Origin of the sequence: Streptomyces sp. NPDC048825, assembly GCF_043198355.1 — a bacterium.
Classification (GTDB): domain Bacteria; phylum Actinomycetota; class Actinomycetes; order Streptomycetales; family Streptomycetaceae; genus Streptomyces; species Streptomyces xiangluensis.
Window position 1 is genome coordinate 185,066 of record NZ_JBICUR010000017.1, and the last position, 17,842, is coordinate 202,907.

A 17,842-nucleotide genomic window follows, 5' to 3' on the forward strand; every position below is an offset into this window, starting at 1 on the left:
AGTTGGGAGTGAACGGCGTCGAGGAGGCGGTGGCTGCCGCCTTCCGCGAGGAATGGGGCCAGGTCGTCGCCACCCTGATCCGGGTGACCGGCGACTGGGACCTCGCCGAGGAGTGCGCGCAGGACGCCTTCGCGCAGGCCCTGGACCGGTGGCGGCGCGACGGAGTCCCGCGCCGCCCCGGCGCGTGGCTGACCACGACCGCACGCAACCGCGCCCTGGACGTGCTGCGCCGGGAGGCGGTGGGGGCGGCGAAACTGCGGGAGGTGGCGGTGCTGGCGCAGGACGGCGGGCCGTACGACCCGGACGACGAGGACGACAGCGGAGTGACGGACGACCGGCTGCGGCTGATCTTCACCTGCTGCCATCCGGCGCTGCCCATGGAGGCGCGGGTCGCCCTGACCCTGCGTACGCTCGCGGGGCTGACCACGCCCGAGATCGCCCGGGCCTTCCTCGTACCCGAGGCGACGATGGCGCAACGCCTGGTGCGGGCCAAGCGGAAGATCCGCAACGCCGGAATCCCGTACCGAGTACCGCCCGCCCATCTGCTGCCCGAGCGCACGACGGGTGTGCTGGGCGTCGTGTACCTGCTGTTCAACGAGGGGTACGCCGCCACGGCCGGTGCCGATCTGCTGCGGACGAACCTGTGCGCGGAGGCCATCCGCCTCGCCCGTGTGCTGGCCCGGCTCATGCCCGACGAGCCTGAGACGCTCGGCCTGCTGGCGCTGCTGCTCCTGCATGACGCCCGTCGCGGCACGCGGGTGGACGCGGCAGGCGAGCTGGTGACCCTGGAGGACCAGGACCGCACGGCATGGGACCGCGCCGCGATCGACGAGGGCGCAGCCCTGCTGGAGACAGCCCTGCGTCGCGGCCGGCCGGGGCCGTACCAGATCCAGGCCGCCATCTCCGCATGCCACACCACCGCCGCCGCGGCCGAGGACACCGACTGGGCCGATATCGCCGCGCTGTACGGGGAGTTGAGGCGCTTCGTGCCCTCCGCGGTGGTGGAACTCAACCGCGCGGTGGCCGTCGGCATGGCCGAGGGACCGGAGGCCGGGCTGGCCCTCCTGGCCGAGCTGGAGAAGGCGGGCGACCTGACCGGTTACCACCTGCTGCCCGCCACCCGCGCGGATCTCCTGCGGCGCATGGGGCGAACAGCGGAGGCGGCCGAGGCGTACGCGCGGGCGCTTGAGCTGGTGGAGAACGACGCCGAGCGGCGCTTTCTCGAGAAGCGGCTCGCGGAGTGTCGATCGGTATAGGTGGCGTTCGTCGGGGGGTGAAAGCACCCACACGACGCTGGAGGAAACCATGACCGCCACCGCTCCCACCCGCCGTACCAAGAAGATTCCCGCGCTCCTCCGCCTGCGCCGTCGCCCCCTGCCACCCGGCGCAGGCGGTGGCAGAGGGCCGGTCGAGCCCGACATCTGGCTCGCGGGCCTTCGCCTGGGGAGCTGAGGGCTTCAGCCGAGCGCGCTGTGGTTCACAGAGGGCGAAGCTCCCCTTGTCAACCACAGCCGGCTCGTGCCTGGCTAAGCTGACCTCGATGTTCACCCCGCAGGGCCCCACGTTCCGCGAGCTCGCCGTTCAGGCGTTGTCGTCCGTCGAGCACGGATACGACCTGCTCGCGCCGAAGTTCGACCACACACCGTTCCGTACGCCGGACCCCGTACTGCGCTCCGTCGCGCGGGAGCTGGAGCGGATCGGACCGTTCGACAGCGGTCTCGATCTGTGCTGCGGCACCGGCGCGGGCATCGACGTGCTGCGCAGCGTGTGCCGGGAGCGGATCACCGGCGTCGACATCAGCGCGGGCATGCTCGCCGTCGCCCGCGAACGGACGCGTGCCGCCGGGCCCCCGGTGGCGTGGGTACGCGGCGACGCCCGGGCCCTGCCGTTCGGTCCGGCCTTCGACCTGGTGGTGAGCTTCGGGGCGTTCGGCCACTTTCTGCCGCGGGAACTGCCGGGCCTGTTCGCCCAGGTGCACTCGGTGCTGCGGCCCGGCGGACGGTTCGCCTTCCCCGTCGTGGCACCGGCCCGCCCCGGCTCTCCCGGCTACTGGGCGCTGCTCGCGTTCGACACGGCGATGCGGGTACGCAACGCGGTGTGGCGCCCTCCGTTCGTCATGTACTACCGCGCCTTCCGCCTCAGCGACGTACGCCGCGAACTGATCCGCGCCGGCTTCTTCGTGGACCTGCACACACTCCCCGAGTTCGGCCGCAGGGACGACGGCAGCCCACGCTGCCGGATGGTGGTGGCGACGCGCCAGGGGTAGCCGAAACCTGGAGGATCAGTGCTTCCCATCGAGGGCGACTGAGGTGACAGAGCAGCTTTCGCAGCGCAGGCACAGCGGGCGGATGTCCACCGCGACAGCACTTGTGGGCGCCGTCGCGCTGCTGGTGCTCACAAACCTGCTCAACAACCGGTGGGCGCCGTCCTGGATCGTGCTCACCTCCGCGATCGCCTCTGCCGCGCTGATCGTGATCACGTTCCGTGCCGGTGGCGGCTGGGCCGACCTCGGACTGTCCCGGGACACGCTGCGCCGCGGCCTCGGCTGGGCGCTCGCCCTTGTCGGCACCGTCGCGGCGGTGTACCTGTGTGCGGCGGCGATGCCTGTCACCCGCGGGCTGTTCGAGGACGAGAGGGCGAGCGGACTGAGCGGCGCGGAGGTCGTCGGCCGGGTTCTGATCAAAGTGCCGATCGGCACGGTGCTGCTGGAAGAGGTCGCCTTCCGCGGGGCGCTCTACGGACTGGTGCTGCGCGCTCGCGGCGCGGTCGCGGCCACCGTGTTCTCCTCCGTGCTGTTCGGCCTTTGGCACATCCTGCCGTCGCTCCATCTCACCGACTCCAACCAGGCCGTGGGCTCGCTCTTCGGGGATTCGGCCCTAGGTACCGTCCTGTCCACTCTCGGCGCCGTGCTCCTCACCGCCGCGGCAGGCTGCCTGTTCTGCTATTTGCGACACCGCACCGGCAGCCTGCTCGCGCCCATGGGACTCCACTGGGCGACCAACGCACTCGGCTACGTGTTCAGCTCCGTGCTGGCCTGAACCGGCCTGAACACAGAACCGGAACGGCGGGTCCTCGCCCTCCGGCGAGAACCCCGAACTCTTCGACCGCGACGGAACCGCTCCTCCTACAGGCGCTGCGGCAGCCACGCCAGCTTGGCCGCCTCCTGGTACGCGCCGCCGCCCTCGTGGTCGTTGAAGTCGTACACCTCGATCGTCTTGTCCTCGTGGGCCCAGGCGTTGAAGGCGGCGAACACCGTCGACGGCGGGCAGGTCTGGTCCTCCAGGGCAGCCGAGAACAGGGCCGGCGCCCGGCCGCGCGCCGCGAAGTGCACGCCGTCGAAGTAGGACAGCGTGCGCCGCACCTGCTCGGTGCGGCCGCGGTGCGTCTTGAGGTAGTTGCCGATCTCCCGGTACGGATCGCGGTCCGTCAGCGTCGTCGCGCGCGGGAAGTCGCACAGGAACGGCACGTCCGGGGCGATCGCCGCCAGGTCCGGTACGAGTCCGGCGACCGCGATCGTGATGCCGCCGCCCTGGCTGCCTCCGACCGCCGCGGTGCGCGAGGAGTCGATCAGCGGATGCGAGCGGGCCGCTTCCACGGCCCGTACCCCGTCGGTGAACACCCGCCGGTAGTAGTAGCTTTCGGGATCCTCGACCCCCCGCGTCATGAAGCCGGGATACGCGGGCCCGCTGCCCACCGGGTCGGGTGTGTCACCGCCGCCCCAGCCACTGCCCTGACCCCGGGTGTCCATCACGAAGTGCGCGAAGCCCGCCGAGGCCCACAGCAGATGCGTGTGCGGAAGGCCGCGCCCGCCGCCGTATCCGACGAACTGGACGACCGCCGGCCGTGGCGTGTCCGCCCAGGCGGGAAGTGTCAGCCAGCCCTTCACCGGGTGACCCCCGAACCCGGCGAACGTGACGTCGTACACCTTCACGGTCTTGAGCTGCGTCTCGACCGGCTCGAAGGAGGCGTCCAGGTCGTACTCTCGCGCCTCCTGAAGCGTCTTTGCCCAGAAGGCGTCGAAGTCCTCGGGCTCGACGGAGGCGCTGCGGTAGTCCCGGAGCTGGTCGAGGGGCAGGTCGAACAAGGCCATGGATGACCGCCTTTACGGGATCACGGGTCAGGTGCGGATGATCACACCGTACGGGGGCCGTCAGCGGGCCACCAGACCCTTTTCCGCACACCGGTCGGGCCCGGTCATGCCCAGCGTCGGCCCCACTCCGGTCCCGTACGGGCCCACTCGCGTTCCCACTCGGCCATGCGGTGGCGCAGGGCGACCCGGCGTACGACGAAGCGCCCGGCCAGGACGACGGTCGCCGCGCCGCCCGTGGCGCAGCCTCCCACCGCGAGCGCTTGCTGCCAGATCGCCGTGCTGTCCGCCGGGGCGCCGACGACCCGGCCCGCGTCGTCCAGCCATACATGGGTGTGGTCGCCGGGGCGCGTGCCTGCCGGGACCCGGGCCTTGCCCGTGCGCTCTCGCTCGCCGGGCTCGGTCCAGCGCACGCCGACCCAGTAGGCGGGCTGCTTGGCGCCCGTGGCGTTGGGTATCGCGGCGGGCGCCTGCTCGGTGACCTCCGCGCGCACCCGATGGCGTTCGGCCCGTTGCTCGGCGGCCGCGCCCCGCGCTGTGTCGAACGCCTGCCGGCCTATGACGAGCCCGGTCAGCGGGGCGCCGACGCACAGCAGGACGGCGACGACCAGGGCTGTCCACGCCTCGACCACGTCGCAGCGGCGGCGCAGCGGATTGGGCCGCCAACGCCAGCCGCGCACCCGCGTGCCCATGTCCACACCTCCTCATCGCTCGCGTCCGGCTGTCCCCGTCTCCGTCCGGTCCCGGAGCGGCTGGTCAGCTTCGTACGCCACCCGAGTTCCCCGTCGGCGCCGAACGGACCCTCTGAGTTGTCATCCCGTGGCGGTCAGTGCGCACGCCCGCCGGATCCGCCCGCCCACGACTGATCCGCGCCCCACGTGGAACCCGCGGAAGGGCACGAGGAAAGGCGGCGCGAGCCATGAGCAAGGAGACCCGGGCCATCACCGTCGGCATCGACGGTTCCCGCGCCAGCCTGGACGCCGCCGACTGGGCGGCCCGCGAGGCTCACCGCCGTCACCTCGTTCTGCGCCTGCTGCAAGCCGGCCCCGACCCCGTATCTCCGTCGGACGGCGGGCCGTCCCGCGTGACCATCGACCGGGCCGCCGTCCAACTCGCGTACGCCCACCCGGCTTTGGACATCATGGCCCGCCGCACGGAAACCCCCGCGGTCCCGGCGCTGCTGGCCGCAGCCGCGGAGTCGGAGGCGCTGGCCCTCGGCTCCCTCGGCTTCAGCGACTTCGCCGGTTTCCCGGTCGGTTCGGTCGCCCTCGCCGTCGCCTCCCGCGCCGAGCGCCCGGTGGTGCTGGTACGTGCGGGCGAACTCCCCGAGGACGAGCGCGTGCCCGTCGGCGAGGGGACACCTCCGGCAAAGGCCCCGTACCTGCCGGTGGTCCTCGGCCTGGACCTGGCGCGCCCGGCCGACGGCCTCATCGGCTACGCCTTCGACGCGGCGGCCTTCCGCGCGGCACCCCTGCACGTCATGCACGCCTGGACGCTGCCCCCGCCGCCCGGCTACGCCGTCGGCGCGCGAACGCGGGACGACACGGCCGGCCAGGAGGAGGCCAACCGCCGTTCCCTGGGGGTGATTCTGCACCCGTGGCGGCACAAGTTCCCGGAGACGACTGTCGTGGAGCAGGTGGTGTACGGACCGGCGGGACACCACCTGCTGAAGGCGTCGATCCAGGCGGGGCTGCTGGTCATGGGCCGCCGCGCCACGGTCGGAGGGGGCCTCGGCCGCGTGGCCCACTTCGTGATCCACCACTGCACCTGCCCGGTCGCGGTGGTCCCTCACGACTAGCGCTCCGCTGGAGGTTCGGTTCGAAGCTGCGGGTTCGTTGTGGCTGGTCGCTCCCCCACTCTCGGCTTCGCTCGAGCGGGGGGACCCCCATCGCGGCGGAGCCGCATATGTCACAGCCCCGCGCCCCTATCGAGGCCTGCGGCCCCTCAAGCGGGGGCGGTACCGCACCGGACTTCGGCAAGTCCGCTCAGGGCGCGCGGAGCAACGTCAGCCGAAGCGCTCGATCCGGATACGGTCCACCGGCTGCCCCGCCTCGACGAGGAGCCGTGACGCGTGTTCGGCGAACCCGTTGGACCCGCACACATAGGCCTCCCACCCGCCGTCCGGCCCGTCGGCCAGGAGCGCCGCCACCTGCGCGGCCGACAGGCGCCCCACGGGCACGCCGGGCGGCGCGCTGCGCGTGAACACGGGCGTGGTTTCGGCGCCGTACTCCGACGCGTAGATCAACTCCGCTGGTCCGCGGGCCGAGACGAGCAGGCGCAGCGGCACGGACAGTGCGCGCGCCCGGTGGTGGCGGACCATCGACATCAGCGGTACGACGCCGGAGCCCGCGCCGACGAGCAGGGCGGGCCGGTCGCCGGTCCAGGCGAAGAAACCGCTGTTCGGGCCGCGGACTTCGATCTGGTCGCCCGGTTCGGCGACGGTGTGGAACCAGCCCGACACCTCGCCTCCCTCGACATGGTCCAGCGTGAGCTCGATGTGCCCCAAGTCGTCGGGTGGCGATGCGATCGAGTAGTGCCGCTGGGCGGTGTAGCCGTCCTCCGCCGTGAGCCGCAGCATCACGTGCTGGCCGGGCACATGGCCGCGCCAGCCGGGCACGGCGAACCGGAAGGTGGCCGCGCGCGGGGTCTCGCGGCGGATCTCGGTGAGCGTGGCGCGCTGCCAGGTGGTAGCCGTGTCGTTGTTCACGGCGATGCGGCCGGGCACGGCGAACCGGGTCGGGGGCGTGAAGGTCCCGGTCACGTGAAGGTCTTCGGTCGTCGGAGTCTCAGTCACGGGAGTAGCGCTGCTCTTCCCAGGGGTTGCCGCGGTGGTGGTAGCCGTTCTGCTCCCAGAAGCCCGGCTCGTCGTGGTCCAGAAGCCTGAGACCCGCGATCCACTTGGCGCTCTTCCAGAAGTACAGATGCGGTACCAGCAGCCGCGCCGGACCACCGTGTTCCGCGGGCAGCGGCTCGTCGCCGTACTCCCAGACGATCCAGGCGCGCCCGCCGGTCAGATCGGCCAGCGGGAGGTTGGTGGTGTACCCGGTGTGGGAGTACGCGACCGCGTGCGTCGCTTCCGGGACCGGGCGTACGAGGTCCAGGAACGCGTCCACCGACACGCCCCCGAAGCGCACCCCGAACTTCGACCAGCTCGTCACGCAGTGGATGTCGCCCTCGTACGCCGACGCCGGCAGCGCGTGCGCCTCGTCCCAGGACCAGGTGCGCGGATCGGCCACCAGCCCGTCGACGGTGAACGTCCAGTCCGCGGGCGCCAGTTCGGGCGTGACCTCGGCGGACAGGACCGGCCAGTCGTCGCCCGCGTCGTACTGACCTGGCGGCAGCCCCGCGTTGGGGACGCGCGGGCGTCCGGTGAAGCCTCGGGTGACATGCATCGATCCACGGTACCCGGCGCCTGCGTGGGGAGTGGGTTCGGGGAATAGCCGCCCGGCGATCTTCCCGGCATGCTGAGCTGAGCAGGCGCAGCCCGGTGGAGAATCCCGGTGGACAAAGCCCGGTGGAGAAAGAGGAAGCAGATGCCCAAGGCGTACGTCTTCACGCGGTTCGGCGGTCCGGAGACGGAGGCCCTCGTCGACCAGGACCGGCCGAGCCCCGGCCCCGGTCAACTCCTGGTCTCCGTACGGGCGGCGGGCGTGAACCCCGTCGACTACAAGCAGCGCAACGGCTACGCCCGCCCCGGCCAGGCCGCGCGCGAGCTGCCCGCGGTGCTCGGTAACGAGGCCGCGGGAGTGGTCGAAGAGATCGGCGAGGGAGTCACCGGCTTCGCGGTGGGCGACGCGGTGTTCGGCAACCCGGTCGGCGGCGGCTATGCCGAGTACACCCTGCTGCCCGTCGCGGTGACCGCGCACAAGCCCGACTCGGTCTCCTTCACGGACGCGGCGGCCCTGCCGGTCGCGGGGGCGACGGCGTACGACGGCATCCGCCAGCTCGACCTGCCCGCCGGTTCGACCCTGCTGATCACGGGCGCCGGCGGGGGCGTCGGGGTGGCGGCCACTCAGATCGCGCGCGCTTTCGGGGTGAAGGTCATCGGCACGGCCGGCGCGGGCAAGAAGGACTTCGTCGAGTCGCTCGGCGCCGTGCATGTGCCCTCGGGCCCGGACTTCGTGGCCGATGTACGGGCCGCCGCCCCGGACGGCGTGGACGCGGTCTACGACCTCATCGGCGGCGAGGTCCTCGAAGCCGCAGCCGAACTCCTCACCGACCGCACGAAGTTGATCACCGCGGGCGGCAAGGACATAGTGGGCCGCCTCGGTGGCGCCCCCGTCGCCCGGGCCCGCACCGCCGCGATCCTCGACGAGGTCGCCCGCCTCGTGGCCGACGGCAAGCTGAATCCCTTCGTGACGCAGACCTTCCCCCTGACCCGCGCCGCGGAGGCACTGCGGCTGGTGGAGGATGGCCACGCCCGCGGAAAGATCGTCATCGAGGTCACCGGCTGAGCACTGCGTGTGGAACGGCGGTCGACCGCCTCGTGGCGGCAGCCGGGGGCCGTGTAATGTTGCCGTCCGGCTGCGGACCGCCCCAGCCGTGCAGGGACCGAGGAGGTGAGCCCCATTACCGCTGTGTCAGCTCGGGTGCTCTCGCCTCAGGGGTTCACCGCCGCCAGGTGACCGGGAGAGTGCCCTTCGGGTTCTCGAAAGGTTCTCGGCTTCCATGCCCTTCTCCTCCATCCCTTCCGTTTCGTACGCCGCTGTCGTCACTGCGCTCCGGTCCGCGGGCTGTGTCTTCGCCGAGGACGAGGCGCGGCTGATCGTCTCCACCGCCGGCACCCCGGCCGAACTCACCGCCATGGTGGACCGCCGCTCCGCGGGCCTGCCCCTCGAACACGTCCTGGGCTGGGCCGAGTTCTGCGGTCTGCGCATCGCCGTCGAGCCGGGCGTCTTCGTGCCGCGCCGACGTACCGAGTTCCTGGTCCGGCAGGCCCTCGCGTCGGCCCCGGAAGCACCGGCCCTCGTCGTCGTGGACCTGTGCTGCGGCTCGGGCGCGGTGGGCGCCGCGCTCGCGGCGTCCCTCCCCGGTGCCGAGCTGCACGTCGCCGACATCGACCCGGCCGCGGTGCGCTGCGCCCGCCAAAACGTCGGCGAGCGCGGCCACGTCCACGAGGGCGACCTCTTCGAGCCGCTGCCGCGCACTCTCCGTGGTCGCGTCGACGTCCTGGCCGCCAATGTGCCGTACGTTCCCACCGAAGAGGTCGGCCTCCTGCCCCCCGAGGCCCGCGACCACGAACCCCTCGTGGCGCTCGACGGCGGAGGCGACGGGCTCGACATCCTGCGCCGGGTGACAGCCGAGGCCCCGCAATGGCTGGCCCCCGGCGGCTCCCTCCTGGTCGAGACGAGCGAACGCCAGGCATCCGTCGCCGTCGAAACCTTCGCCGACGCCGGGCTCGTCCCGCGCCTGGCCGTGTCGGAGGAGCTGTACAGCACGGTCGTGATCGGAACGAGGTTCTAGTCACACGACACCTACCCGGTTGTGCAACTAGTTGCATAAAGCCCCGCCCCTCGTCTACAACAGACGGCAAGACACCGCGCACGGAGGGGCCCATGAGCCGTTACCCGCACCTGATGACCCCGCTCGACCTGGGTTTCACGACCCTGCCCAACCGCGTACTCATGGGCTCCATGCACGTGGGCCTGGAGGAGGCGGAGCGCGGCTTCGAGCGCATGGCGGAGTTCTATGCGGCCCGGGCCCGCGGGGGAGTGGGGCTCATCGTCACGGGCGGCATCGCGCCCAATGAGGCGGGACGGCCGTACGAGGGCGGGGCCAAGCTCACGACCGAGGCGGAGGCCGGGCAGCACACCGTCATCACCGAGGCCGTACACCGCGAGGGCGGCAGGATCGCGATGCAGATCCTGCACTTCGGGCGGTACGCCTATCACCAGGACCTCGTCGCGCCCAGTGCCCTCCAGGCCCCGATCAGCCCTCATGTCCCGCACGCGCTCACCGACGACGAGGTCGAGCGGACGATCGACGACTACGTCCGCGCCGCCCGCCTCGCCCGGCAGGCCGGCTACGACGGCGTCGAGATCATGGGCTCCGAGGGCTATCTCATCAACGAGTTCATCGCCACGCAGACCAATCACCGCGAGGACCGCTGGGGTGGCTCGTACGAGAACCGCATGTGCTTCCCCGTCGAGATCGTCCGCCGCGTACGCGAGGCGGTCGGCGAGGACTTCGTCATCATCTACCGGCTGTCGATGCTGGACCTGGTGCCCGGCGGATCGACGCTGGACGAGGTGATCATGCTCGCCCGGGCCGTCGAGGCCGCCGGAGCGACGATCATCAACACCGGTATCGGCTGGCACGAGGCGCGGATCCCCACCATCGCGACCTCGGTGCCGCGCGGCGCGTACGCCTGGGTGACCAAGAAGGTCATGGGCGCCGTCTCGATCCCGCTGGTGACGACCAACCGCATCAACACCCCTGACCTCGCCGAGCAGTTGCTCGCCGACGGCTACGCCGACATGGTGTCCCTGGCCCGCCCGATGCTCGCCGACCCCGACTTCGTCAACAAGGCGCGGGACGGGCGCCCCGAGGCCATCAACACCTGCATCGGCTGCAACCAGGCCTGCCTCGACCACACCTTCAGCGGCAAGATCACCTCCTGCCTGGTCAACCCACGCGCCTGCCACGAGACCGAGCTGGTCCTCACACCGACCCGGCGGCGCAAGCGCGTAGCCGTCGTCGGGTCGGGCCCCGCCGGACTCGCCTGTGCCGTCTCCGCCGCCGAACGCGGCCACGACGTCACGCTCTACGACGCCGCGGGGGAGATCGGCGGTCAGCTGAACGTGGCCCGCAAGGTCCCCGGCAAGCAGGAGTTCGACGAGACGCTGCGCTACTTCCGTACGCAGCTCGAACTGCGGGGCGTGGAGGTGCGGTTGGGCAGGTACGTGACCGCGGACGACCTCGCCGGCTACGACGAGACGGTGATCGCCACCGGGGTCACGCCCCGTACCCCGGAGATCCCCGGCGTCGACCACCCGAGCGTCGTCGGCTACCTCGACGTGCTGCGCGACAGCGTGCCCGTCGGCGACCGCGTCGCGATCCTCGGCGCGGGCGGCATCGGCTTCGACGTCGCCGAGTACCTGACCGACGGCGGCGACAAGGCGAGCGAGGACCCGGCGACGTACTTCCGGCAGTGGGGCGTCGACATGGACCACCGGACGCCCGGCGGCCTCGCCGCGCCCGAGCGGCCCGCGTCGCCGCGCTCCGTCCACCTCCTGCAGCGGAAGGCCTCCAAGGTCGGCGCCGGGCTCGGCAAAACCACCGGCTGGATCCACCGCACGGAGCTCAGGCACCGCGGGGTCACCATGATCCCGGGTGTCCAGTACGACCGGATCGACGACGAAGGCCTGCACGTCACCGTCGGCGGGCAGAGCACCGTCCTGCCGGTCGACACGATCGTGCTCTGCACCGGTCAGGAGCCGTGCCGCGACCTGTACGACGAGTTGCGTGCCGGCGGTCGCAGTGTGCACCTCATCGGCGGCGCGGACGTGGCCGCCGAACTGGACGCGAAGCGCGCGATCAAGCAGGGCACGGAGCTGGCGGCGGCGCTGTAGGCGATGGATCAGCAATCGGCGGCGTACCGCTGCGTACCTAGGATGAGTTCATGTCATTGCCGCACGCCATCCTCACCGCCCTGCTGGAGAAGCCGTCGTCGGGCCTTGAGCTGACCCGGCGTTTCGACAGGTCGATCGGCTACTTCTGGTCGGCGTCGCATCAGCAGATCTATCGCGAGCTGGGCAAACTGGAAGCCGAGGGCTACATCCGGGCCCTCCCGGCCGAGCAGCCGGCCCGCGGGCAGAAGAAGAGCTACGAGGTCCTGCCCGCGGGCCGTGCCGAACTCACCCGCTGGACCGCAGCCTCCCAGGACCCGAAGCCCCTGCGCGACCCGCTGCTGCTGCGTCTGCGCGCCGCCGCCGTGGTCGGCACCGCGGGCATCGAGGCGGACCTGCGCCACCACCTCGACCTGCACCGGCGGCAGTTGGCGGAGTACGAGGAGATCCAGCAGCGGGACTTCCCGCCCGGCAGCCACACGCCCCAGAACCGGCTCCAGCACCTCATCCTGCGCGCCGGGATCGACCTGGAGACGTTCTGGACCCGCTGGCTGATGGATGCGCTGGAGGAGTTCGAACGACTGCCTGCGCAGGACCCGCCTTCCCGGGATTCGACGGTGTGATCAGAGCCGGTTGGGCTTGGCGCGACGACGCAGGACCCAGGCTGTAGCCCCGACGCCCGTCGCCACCAGGACCCCGCCCGCCGTGTAGGTGACGGTGCTGTAGTCCTTCGCGGTGCCGCCCGTACCGCCCATGACCCCGCGCGTCGTCGTCGCCGTCGGCGAGGGCGACCGCGTCGGAGACGCCGATGGGGTGGCCGTCGCGGAGATCGTGGGACTCGTGCCCGTGGACACGGTGATGGACTGGGTGCCCGCCGTCGTGCCGTTCTCGCAGACCACGATGACGGTGTACGTGCCCGCGCTGACGCCCGACCAGGAGGCGCTCTGGGTGCCGGTGCCGGACAGCGCCGCCTGGCGTCCCTGAGCGAAGTTCGTCTGGCCGCTGGACAGCAGCGAGGCGTCGCCGCCGCTCGGGCACGAGGTGGTGTTGACCTGGACCGTGGACCCACTGGAGGTCACGGTGATCTGGGTGTTCACCGCGGCAGCGGGCCCGGCAGTGAGGGCCAGTGGCAGCGCGGCGGTGGCCGCCACGGTCAGACCGGCGCGGACGAACGTCTGAGTAGTACGCATTGGACTGCCCTCCGGCGGCACGGTTGGCGGTACATCCCATGCGCCGCCGAGGGTTGGGAAACGCCCGTGCTGCCCTGGGACGAGCCAACGTGCCCTTCACGGCCTCCGCACGCGGGGCGGGCCCGGTCAGGTGACGGAGTCCTCCGTACGGCGCACCGCGGACGGCGCACCACGCAGTGTCACCGGACCGGCGGCCCGGTCCCACCGCACGCCTTCGCTACCGCCCGGCCGCCCCCGTGGTCACCGTCCGCTCCGCCGAGAAGCCGGCCACTCGGCCCCCGGTCATGGCCCGTGCCGTAGCCGGGTCACACCTTGCGGTACGTGTACGCCTCCGAAGCCGCCGCTTCCACCGCCGCGAGGTCCGCTCCCGACGATGCGGTGACGACCGCGGCGACCGCGCCCTCGACGAAGGGGGCGTCCACGAGGCGGGTGTGGGCCGGGAGCTCGTCGCCTTCGGCGAGGAGGGTCTTCACGGTGAGGACCGCGCTGCCGAGGTCGGTGAGTACGGCGACACCGGCGCCGCGGTCCACGGAGGCCGCCGCGGCGGAGATCAGCTCGGCGCTGGTGCCGAGGCCGCCGCCCTCGACCCCGCCCGCCGGAGCCACCGGCGCGGTCGTGCCGCCGCCCGCGAGCCCTGCCGCCAGCTCAGCGACCGAGGCGGCCACCGCGGCACTGTGCGACACGAGCACGATCCCCACCAGCTTCTCGTCACTCACCGGCCGCCTCCTCGAGAGCCGCGATCAGCAGGGCGGAGGAGGTGGCACCGGGATCCTGGTGCCCGATGCTCCGCTCGCCCAGATAACTCGCCCTGCCCTTGCGGGCCTGCAAGGGCGTGGTGGCCAGGGCGCCCCCCTCGGCGGCGGCCCGAGCCGCCGCGAAGGACTCTCCGAGCGCGTCGACCGCGGGCACCAGCGTGTCGATCATGGTCTTGTCGCCCGGCGCCGCCCCGCCGAGCTGCATCACCGCGTCCACCCCGGTGCGCAACGCGTCCGTGAGCTGCTCCTCGCTGACCTCGGCCGCGTCCCCGAGCGCTTTCCCGGTGCGGCGCAGCAGCGTGCCGTACAGCGGACCCGACGCACCGCCCACCGTCGAGATCAACTGACGCCCGGCGAGCATGAGAACGGCGCCCGGCGTGCCCGGCGCCTCCTTCTCCAGCGTGGCCGTCACGGCCGTGAAGCCGCGCTGCAGATTGCTGCCGTGGTCGGCGTCGCCGATCGGCGAGTCGAGGGCGGTGAGCCGCGCCGCCTCGCGGTCGACGGACGCGGCGGTCGCCGTCATCCAACGGCGGAAGAAGTCGGCATCGAGCACAGGATCTCCTCGCATGGTGCTTGCGTAGTCGTAGGGCTTGTCCGGGTGCTTGTCCGGTAGGGGAGTTGACCGGTCTCAGGTGCCCCAGCGCAGGCCCGCCGTGCGCACCGGAGCGTCCCACAGCCGCAGCAGTTCCTCGTCGACCTGACACAGCGTCACCGAGGCTCCTGCCATGTCGAGCGAGGTGACGTAGTTGCCGACGAGTGTGCGCGCCACGGCGACGCCACGCTCGGTCAGCACGCGCTGCACCTCCGCGTTGAAGCCGTACAGCTCCAGGAGCGGCGTCGCACCCATGCCATTGACCAGGACCAGCACCGGATTCCTGGGGCTCAGGTCCTCCAGAATCGCGTTCACCGAGAAGTCGGCGATCTCCCGCGACGTCATCATCGCGCGCCGCTCACGGCCGGGCTCGCCGTGGATGCCGACGCCCAACTCAAGCTCGCCGGGCGGGAGATCGAAGGTGGGGCTGCCCTTGGCCGGAGTGGTGCAGGCACTCAGGGCGACACCGAAGCTGCGGGAACTCTCGTTGACCTGACGGGCCACCGCCTCGACCCGCTCCAGCGACTGGCCCTCCTGCGCCGCGGCACCCGCGATCTTCTCCACGAACAGTGTCGCGCCGGTACCGCGCCGCCCCGCCGTGTAGAGGCTGTCGGTCACCGCCACGTCGTCGTTGACGAGCACCTTCGCCACCTGGATGCCCTCGTCCTCGGCGAGCTCCGCCGCCATGTCGAAGTTGAGTACGTCCCCGGTGTAGTTCTTCACGATGAACAGCACTCCGGCGCCGCTGTCCACGGCGGCAGCCGCCCGTACCATCTGGTCCGGCACCGGACTGGTGAACACCTCGCCCGGACAGGCCGCCGACAGCATCCCCGGACCCACGAACCCGCCGTGCAGCGGCTCGTGCCCCGAACCACCACCGGAGACGAGGCCCACCTGCCCGGCGACCGGAGCGTCCCGCCGTACGATCACCCGGTTCTCGACATCCACGGTCAGCTCGGGATGCGCGGCGGCCATGCCCCGCAGCGCGTCCGCGACAACCGTCTCCGCGACGTTGATGAGCATCTTCATTCCGTACCTCCGGGTGAGGTGAGCAGCCGTGGCCGCGTCCTGGATCTCTCAAGGCCTGCGGGTCAAGTATCGATCGCCGAGTGCGGTTGGGCACTGGTGGGAACGGCAGATCTCGTGCCCGCTTGGTGACGGCATCGGGTTTGGCGAGGCGGCGTACGGCTACCCGGACAGCGTGTCAGCGACAGATCAGCAGGAACTCGTCCGTTTCCTCGAGGACCGGTTTGCCTGTGCGCAGGCGTGTACCGACTGCGCGCGGGTGTGTGCGCTGCGCGCGAGTCTGGCCGATCTCGACGGTCCCGAAGATCAGCAGCAGCTGCGGCGCCAGAGCATCGTGTGCGCGGAGGTCTGCGACGCGACCTGCCGCGTGCTGGCCGAACAGACCTGGCAGGACGAGGCCGGAACGCGCGCCCAGGTCGAGTGGTGCCGAGCCGTCTGCCTGGAGACCGCGCATGTCTTCGACCGGAACCCCGACGCCGAGGAGGGTGCGCTGGCCTGCCGGGACTGTGCGCGCGCATGCACGGACTTCCTCGCCCTGCTGAGGTGACGAGTTTGCTGGAGTGACGGCCGGCCCGCGGTGACGGGCCGCCGCCCGCCCCGCGGCCTGTCAGTCGCCGAGCGTGCGGCCCACCCGTACGTTCCAGCGCCCGGCCCGCCCGCTGAGCTCCGTCGCGGTCAGCGGCGGTACGTCGATGCGCCAGAACGCCGGCTCCGGGGCACCGAGCGCCCGTACCACCACGGCCCGTACGATCTCCGGCTCGACGACTGCGAGGGTCCGGCCCTCGAACTGCCCAGCCGCATCGAGCCACTTGGCGACCCGGTCACACAATCCGCGTACGGATTCACCGCCGTGCGGTGCGTACGACGGATCCGCCAGCCAGCGTGCGACCGCCTCCGGCTCCTCGGCGCCCACCTCCGTCAGGCTCGCTCCGCGCCAGCGACCCACGTCCAGTCCCGCCAACGCGGGCTCGTCCGCGGCTTCGAGGCCGAGCCCGGCGGCCGTCTCGCGACAGCGCACGCCGGGGGAGACCAGGGCCCGGTCCCCAGCGGGCAGCGAACCCGCGGCCGCCTCCGCGAGCCGTAGCCCGGAGGCGTCGAGGGCGCATCCGTCGTCGAAACGCGCCTCCCGCAACGCGGCACTGATCGCTGGTGAGATCAACATCACTCGGCTGGTCATCGGCCCACTCTCGTACTCAACACCCACTCAAAGCCCTTGCCCGCACCGGGAATTGGCGCATGACCAGGACAACGGCGCACGCTCCGGCACCACGTGCGCCCTTGGCCACCTCTCCGCTTCGCGGTACGGTCTCGTCGATATTGACGACGGTTCGACGGAAGCCGGTGAGAATCCGGCACGGTCGCGCCACTGTAAACCCGTACCGATCGCCTTCCACCAAGGGCTGTTCGGGCCGGGCAAGTCAGACCCGTGGCCGTCGTCCTGTGCACCACCAAGACGGGACGCGAGTTCCCCAGGAGGTCCTGCCACATGGCGCAGTCCATCGCTCAGCCGAGCGCAACCAACCCCGCCGCACCGGCCGCCGTGCCGGCCAAGCTGCCGATCGGCGCGATCGCCCCCTGGGCGGTCTTCTTCGGCATCCTGATGCTGGTCCTGCTCTACTTCGTCGGCGCCGAACAGGGCGCCACCTCGCTCGTCTCCGGTGAAGGCGTGCACGAGTGGGTGCACGACGCCCGCCATCTGCTCGGCTTCCCCTGCCACTGACGGCGACGAGGAAGCGTACGAGCACATGGACTCAGCAACCGTCAGAAATCTCCTGGTGCGTGGCATGCTCGCGGGACTCGCCGCGGGCCTGCTCGCCCTGGTCGTCGCCTATTTCCTCGGCGAACCACGCGTCGACGAGGCCATCGCATTCGAGGAGGCCCACGCCCACGAGCACGGCGGCGAGGAACTCGTCAGCCGCACCATGCAGTCCACCGCAGGCCTGAGCACCGGCGTCCTCGTCTACGGCGTCGCGTTCGGCGGCATCGCCGCCCTCGCGTACTGCTTCGCACTCGGCAGGATCGGCCGCTTCGGGCCGCGTGCGAGCGCGCTGCTGCTGTCGACCGCGGGCCTGCTCGCGGTCTACGTCGTGCCGTTCCTGAAGTACCCCGCCAACCCGCCCGCCGTCGGCAACCCCGACACCCTCAACCAGCGGACCACGCTGTACTTCCTGATGGTCGTGCTCAGCGTGCTGCTGGCCGTCGGCACGGTAATCCTCGGCAAGCGCCTCGCACCACGCCTGGGCAACTGGAACGCCACCCTCTCGGCGGGAGCCTTCTTCGTCCTCGTCGTCGGCCTGGCCTACGCGCTCCTGCCGTCCTTCGACAATGTCCCGGAGGGCTTCCCCGGCACCCTGCTGTGGCAGTACCGGCTGGCTGCCCTCGCCATCCAGGTGACGCTGTGGACGGCGTACGGCCTGGTATTCGGGTACCTCGCGGAGCGCGTGCTGGCTCCGCGTTCGGCTGCCGCCCGGCCCAAGGGGGCCACGGCTGTGGCGCACTGAGCCGTTGACCACAGGAAGGTCCTCGGAGCGAAGCTGCCGAGGGCCTTTCCCGTGTACGCGGCCGCGCTCGTGTGTTCCCAATTTCTGAAACAAGTTCTACCGTGTGCGCCGTCAGGACCGGGC

21 protein-coding genes and 1 riboswitch are annotated in these 17,842 nt (G+C 71.6%); of the genes, 12 read left to right on the forward strand and 9 right to left on the reverse strand.

Translation table 11 applies throughout. From position 1 onward, the window contains the following. Positions 1 to 2: 2 nt before the first annotated feature. The 4 genes from ACGFNK_RS34475 (at position 3) to ACGFNK_RS34490 (ending at position 3,038) form a co-directional block, all read left to right on the forward strand. Positions 3 to 1,256, forward strand: coding sequence for an RNA polymerase sigma factor (locus ACGFNK_RS34475; protein ID WP_393422264.1), 1,254 nt, complete (start codon positions 3 to 5; stop codon positions 1,254 to 1,256). Between the two features lie 49 nt (positions 1,257 to 1,305). Next, the gene (locus tag ACGFNK_RS34480; protein ID WP_393422266.1) at positions 1,306 to 1,452 is read left to right on the forward strand and encodes a hypothetical protein; all 147 of its coding nucleotides are present in this window, start codon (positions 1,306 to 1,308) and stop codon (positions 1,450 to 1,452) included. A gap of 88 nt (positions 1,453 to 1,540) precedes the next feature. After that, entirely contained in the window at positions 1,541 to 2,266 is a 726-nt protein-coding gene (locus ACGFNK_RS34485) for a class I SAM-dependent methyltransferase (protein ID WP_393422268.1), read from the forward strand. Between the two features lie 43 nt (positions 2,267 to 2,309). Next, a complete protein-coding gene (locus ACGFNK_RS34490; protein ID WP_393422270.1) occupies positions 2,310 to 3,038 on the forward strand; it encodes a CPBP family intramembrane glutamic endopeptidase in 729 nt (242 codons plus the stop codon). Between the two features lie 86 nt (positions 3,039 to 3,124). On the opposite strand, the gene ACGFNK_RS34495 is transcribed toward ACGFNK_RS34490, so the two are convergent. Beyond that, positions 3,125 to 4,090, reverse strand: a complete 966-nt coding sequence (locus ACGFNK_RS34495; protein WP_393422272.1) for an acetylxylan esterase — start codon at positions 4,088 to 4,090, stop codon at positions 3,125 to 3,127. A gap of 104 nt (positions 4,091 to 4,194) precedes the next feature. Further along, on the reverse strand, positions 4,195 to 4,779 hold the full coding sequence (locus ACGFNK_RS34500; protein ID WP_393422274.1) for a hypothetical protein: 585 nt from the start codon (positions 4,777 to 4,779) through the stop codon (positions 4,195 to 4,197). Positions 4,780 to 5,006: 227 nt separating this feature from the next. Between ACGFNK_RS34500 and ACGFNK_RS34505 the strand changes: the two genes are divergently transcribed. After that, the gene (locus ACGFNK_RS34505; protein ID WP_393422276.1) at positions 5,007 to 5,885 is read left to right on the forward strand and encodes a universal stress protein; all 879 of its coding nucleotides are present in this window, start codon (positions 5,007 to 5,009) and stop codon (positions 5,883 to 5,885) included. 207 nt (positions 5,886 to 6,092) lie between these two features. Here ACGFNK_RS34505 and ACGFNK_RS34510 read toward each other — a convergent pair whose 3' ends face one another. Then, entirely contained in the window at positions 6,093 to 6,848 is a 756-nt protein-coding gene (locus ACGFNK_RS34510; protein WP_393422367.1) for a ferredoxin reductase, read from the reverse strand. A 25-nt stretch (positions 6,849 to 6,873) separates the two neighbouring features. Beyond that, positions 6,874 to 7,479, reverse strand: a complete 606-nt coding sequence (locus ACGFNK_RS34515) for a sulfite oxidase-like oxidoreductase (RefSeq protein ID WP_393422277.1) — start codon at positions 7,477 to 7,479, stop codon at positions 6,874 to 6,876. A 141-nt stretch (positions 7,480 to 7,620) separates the two neighbouring features. Here ACGFNK_RS34515 and ACGFNK_RS34520 point away from each other — a divergent pair, with 141 nt between their 5' ends. The 4 genes from ACGFNK_RS34520 (at position 7,621) to ACGFNK_RS34535 (ending at position 12,278) form a co-directional block, all read left to right on the forward strand. Continuing rightward, positions 7,621 to 8,541 (forward strand): zinc-binding alcohol dehydrogenase family protein, encoded by a 921-nt coding sequence (locus tag ACGFNK_RS34520; RefSeq protein WP_393422279.1) that lies wholly within the window; start codon positions 7,621 to 7,623, stop codon positions 8,539 to 8,541. 214 nt (positions 8,542 to 8,755) lie between these two features. Then, entirely contained in the window at positions 8,756 to 9,550 is a 795-nt protein-coding gene (locus ACGFNK_RS34525; protein WP_393422281.1) for a putative protein N(5)-glutamine methyltransferase, read from the forward strand. A 92-nt stretch (positions 9,551 to 9,642) separates the two neighbouring features. Beyond that, positions 9,643 to 11,658, forward strand: coding sequence for an FAD-dependent oxidoreductase (locus tag ACGFNK_RS34530; RefSeq protein ID WP_393422283.1), 2,016 nt, complete (start codon positions 9,643 to 9,645; stop codon positions 11,656 to 11,658). A 50-nt stretch (positions 11,659 to 11,708) separates the two neighbouring features. Then, positions 11,709 to 12,278: a PadR family transcriptional regulator gene (locus ACGFNK_RS34535; protein WP_393422285.1), complete on the forward strand. Its 570-nt coding sequence runs from the start codon at positions 11,709 to 11,711 to the stop codon at positions 12,276 to 12,278. Here the strand turns inward: ACGFNK_RS34535 and ACGFNK_RS34540 are convergent, their stop codons facing one another. From ACGFNK_RS34540 to dhaK, 4 genes are all read right to left on the reverse strand, one after another. Further along, positions 12,279 to 12,845: a hypothetical protein gene (locus tag ACGFNK_RS34540; RefSeq protein WP_393422287.1), complete on the reverse strand. Its 567-nt coding sequence runs from the start codon at positions 12,843 to 12,845 to the stop codon at positions 12,279 to 12,281. A gap of 305 nt (positions 12,846 to 13,150) precedes the next feature. Then, positions 13,151 to 13,561 (reverse strand): PTS-dependent dihydroxyacetone kinase phosphotransferase subunit DhaM, encoded by a 411-nt coding sequence (locus ACGFNK_RS34545; RefSeq protein WP_386348771.1) that lies wholly within the window; start codon positions 13,559 to 13,561, stop codon positions 13,151 to 13,153. Next, complete coding sequence (dhaL, locus tag ACGFNK_RS34550; protein ID WP_393422369.1) at positions 13,554 to 14,153, reverse strand: dihydroxyacetone kinase subunit DhaL; 600 nt, start codon at positions 14,151 to 14,153, stop codon at positions 13,554 to 13,556. Before dhaL ends, ACGFNK_RS34545 begins: the two co-directional genes overlap by 8 nt. A 75-nt stretch (positions 14,154 to 14,228) precedes the next feature. After that, positions 14,229 to 15,221, reverse strand: a complete 993-nt coding sequence (gene dhaK / locus ACGFNK_RS34555; protein WP_386348774.1) for a dihydroxyacetone kinase subunit DhaK — start codon at positions 15,219 to 15,221, stop codon at positions 14,229 to 14,231. Positions 15,222 to 15,393: 172 nt separating this feature from the next. Between dhaK and ACGFNK_RS34560 the strand changes: the two genes are divergently transcribed. Then, entirely contained in the window at positions 15,394 to 15,765 is a 372-nt protein-coding gene (locus ACGFNK_RS34560; RefSeq protein WP_393422289.1) for a ferredoxin, read from the forward strand. Between the two features lie 60 nt (positions 15,766 to 15,825). Here the strand turns inward: ACGFNK_RS34560 and ACGFNK_RS34565 are convergent, their stop codons facing one another. Next, the gene (locus ACGFNK_RS34565) at positions 15,826 to 16,395 is read right to left on the reverse strand and encodes a histidine phosphatase family protein (protein ID WP_393422291.1); all 570 of its coding nucleotides are present in this window, start codon (positions 16,393 to 16,395) and stop codon (positions 15,826 to 15,828) included. Between the two features lie 110 nt (positions 16,396 to 16,505). Beyond that, a riboswitch (cobalamin riboswitch) is annotated at positions 16,506 to 16,667 on the forward strand. A 37-nt stretch (positions 16,668 to 16,704) separates the two neighbouring features. On the opposite strand from ACGFNK_RS34565, the gene ACGFNK_RS34570 reads away from it, so the two are divergent. Continuing rightward, a complete protein-coding gene (locus ACGFNK_RS34570) occupies positions 16,705 to 16,938 on the forward strand; it encodes a CbtB-domain containing protein (protein WP_386348783.1) in 234 nt (77 codons plus the stop codon). Between the two features lie 25 nt (positions 16,939 to 16,963). After that, positions 16,964 to 17,719 carry a CbtA family protein gene (locus tag ACGFNK_RS34575; protein WP_393422293.1) on the forward strand — a complete coding sequence of 252 codons (756 nt, stop codon included), beginning with the start codon at positions 16,964 to 16,966 and terminating at the stop codon, positions 17,717 to 17,719. The last annotated feature ends 123 nt before the right edge of the window (positions 17,720 to 17,842 follow it).

Excerpts from the sequence above, each read along its gene's own strand:
- ACGFNK_RS34480 (WP_393422266.1), top strand. The coding sequence starts at position 1,306 with ATGACCGCCACCGCTCCCACCCGCCGTACCAAGAAGATTCCCGCGCTC.
- ACGFNK_RS34485 (WP_393422268.1), top strand. The coding sequence starts at position 1,541 with ATGTTCACCCCGCAGGGCCCCACGTTCCGCGAGCTCGCCGTTCAGGCG.
- ACGFNK_RS34495 (WP_393422272.1), bottom strand. The coding sequence starts at position 4,090 with ATGGCCTTGTTCGACCTGCCCCTCGACCAGCTCCGGGACTACCGCAGC.
- ACGFNK_RS34500 (WP_393422274.1), bottom strand. The coding sequence starts at position 4,779 with ATGGGCACGCGGGTGCGCGGCTGGCGTTGGCGGCCCAATCCGCTGCGC.
- ACGFNK_RS34505 (WP_393422276.1), top strand. The coding sequence starts at position 5,007 with ATGAGCAAGGAGACCCGGGCCATCACCGTCGGCATCGACGGTTCCCGC.
- ACGFNK_RS34515 (WP_393422277.1), bottom strand. The coding sequence starts at position 7,479 with ATGCATGTCACCCGAGGCTTCACCGGACGCCCGCGCGTCCCCAACGCG.
- ACGFNK_RS34520 (WP_393422279.1), top strand. The coding sequence starts at position 7,621 with ATGCCCAAGGCGTACGTCTTCACGCGGTTCGGCGGTCCGGAGACGGAG.
- ACGFNK_RS34525 (WP_393422281.1), top strand. The coding sequence starts at position 8,756 with ATGCCCTTCTCCTCCATCCCTTCCGTTTCGTACGCCGCTGTCGTCACT.
- ACGFNK_RS34530 (WP_393422283.1), top strand. The coding sequence starts at position 9,643 with ATGAGCCGTTACCCGCACCTGATGACCCCGCTCGACCTGGGTTTCACG.
- ACGFNK_RS34535 (WP_393422285.1), top strand. The coding sequence starts at position 11,709 with ATGTCATTGCCGCACGCCATCCTCACCGCCCTGCTGGAGAAGCCGTCG.
- ACGFNK_RS34540 (WP_393422287.1), bottom strand. The coding sequence starts at position 12,845 with ATGCGTACTACTCAGACGTTCGTCCGCGCCGGTCTGACCGTGGCGGCC.
- dhaK (WP_386348774.1), bottom strand. The coding sequence starts at position 15,221 with ATGAAGATGCTCATCAACGTCGCGGAGACGGTTGTCGCGGACGCGCTG.
- ACGFNK_RS34565 (WP_393422291.1), bottom strand. The coding sequence starts at position 16,395 with ATGACCAGCCGAGTGATGTTGATCTCACCAGCGATCAGTGCCGCGTTG.
- ACGFNK_RS34570 (WP_386348783.1), top strand. The coding sequence starts at position 16,705 with ATGGCGCAGTCCATCGCTCAGCCGAGCGCAACCAACCCCGCCGCACCG.
- ACGFNK_RS34575 (WP_393422293.1), top strand. The coding sequence starts at position 16,964 with ATGGACTCAGCAACCGTCAGAAATCTCCTGGTGCGTGGCATGCTCGCG.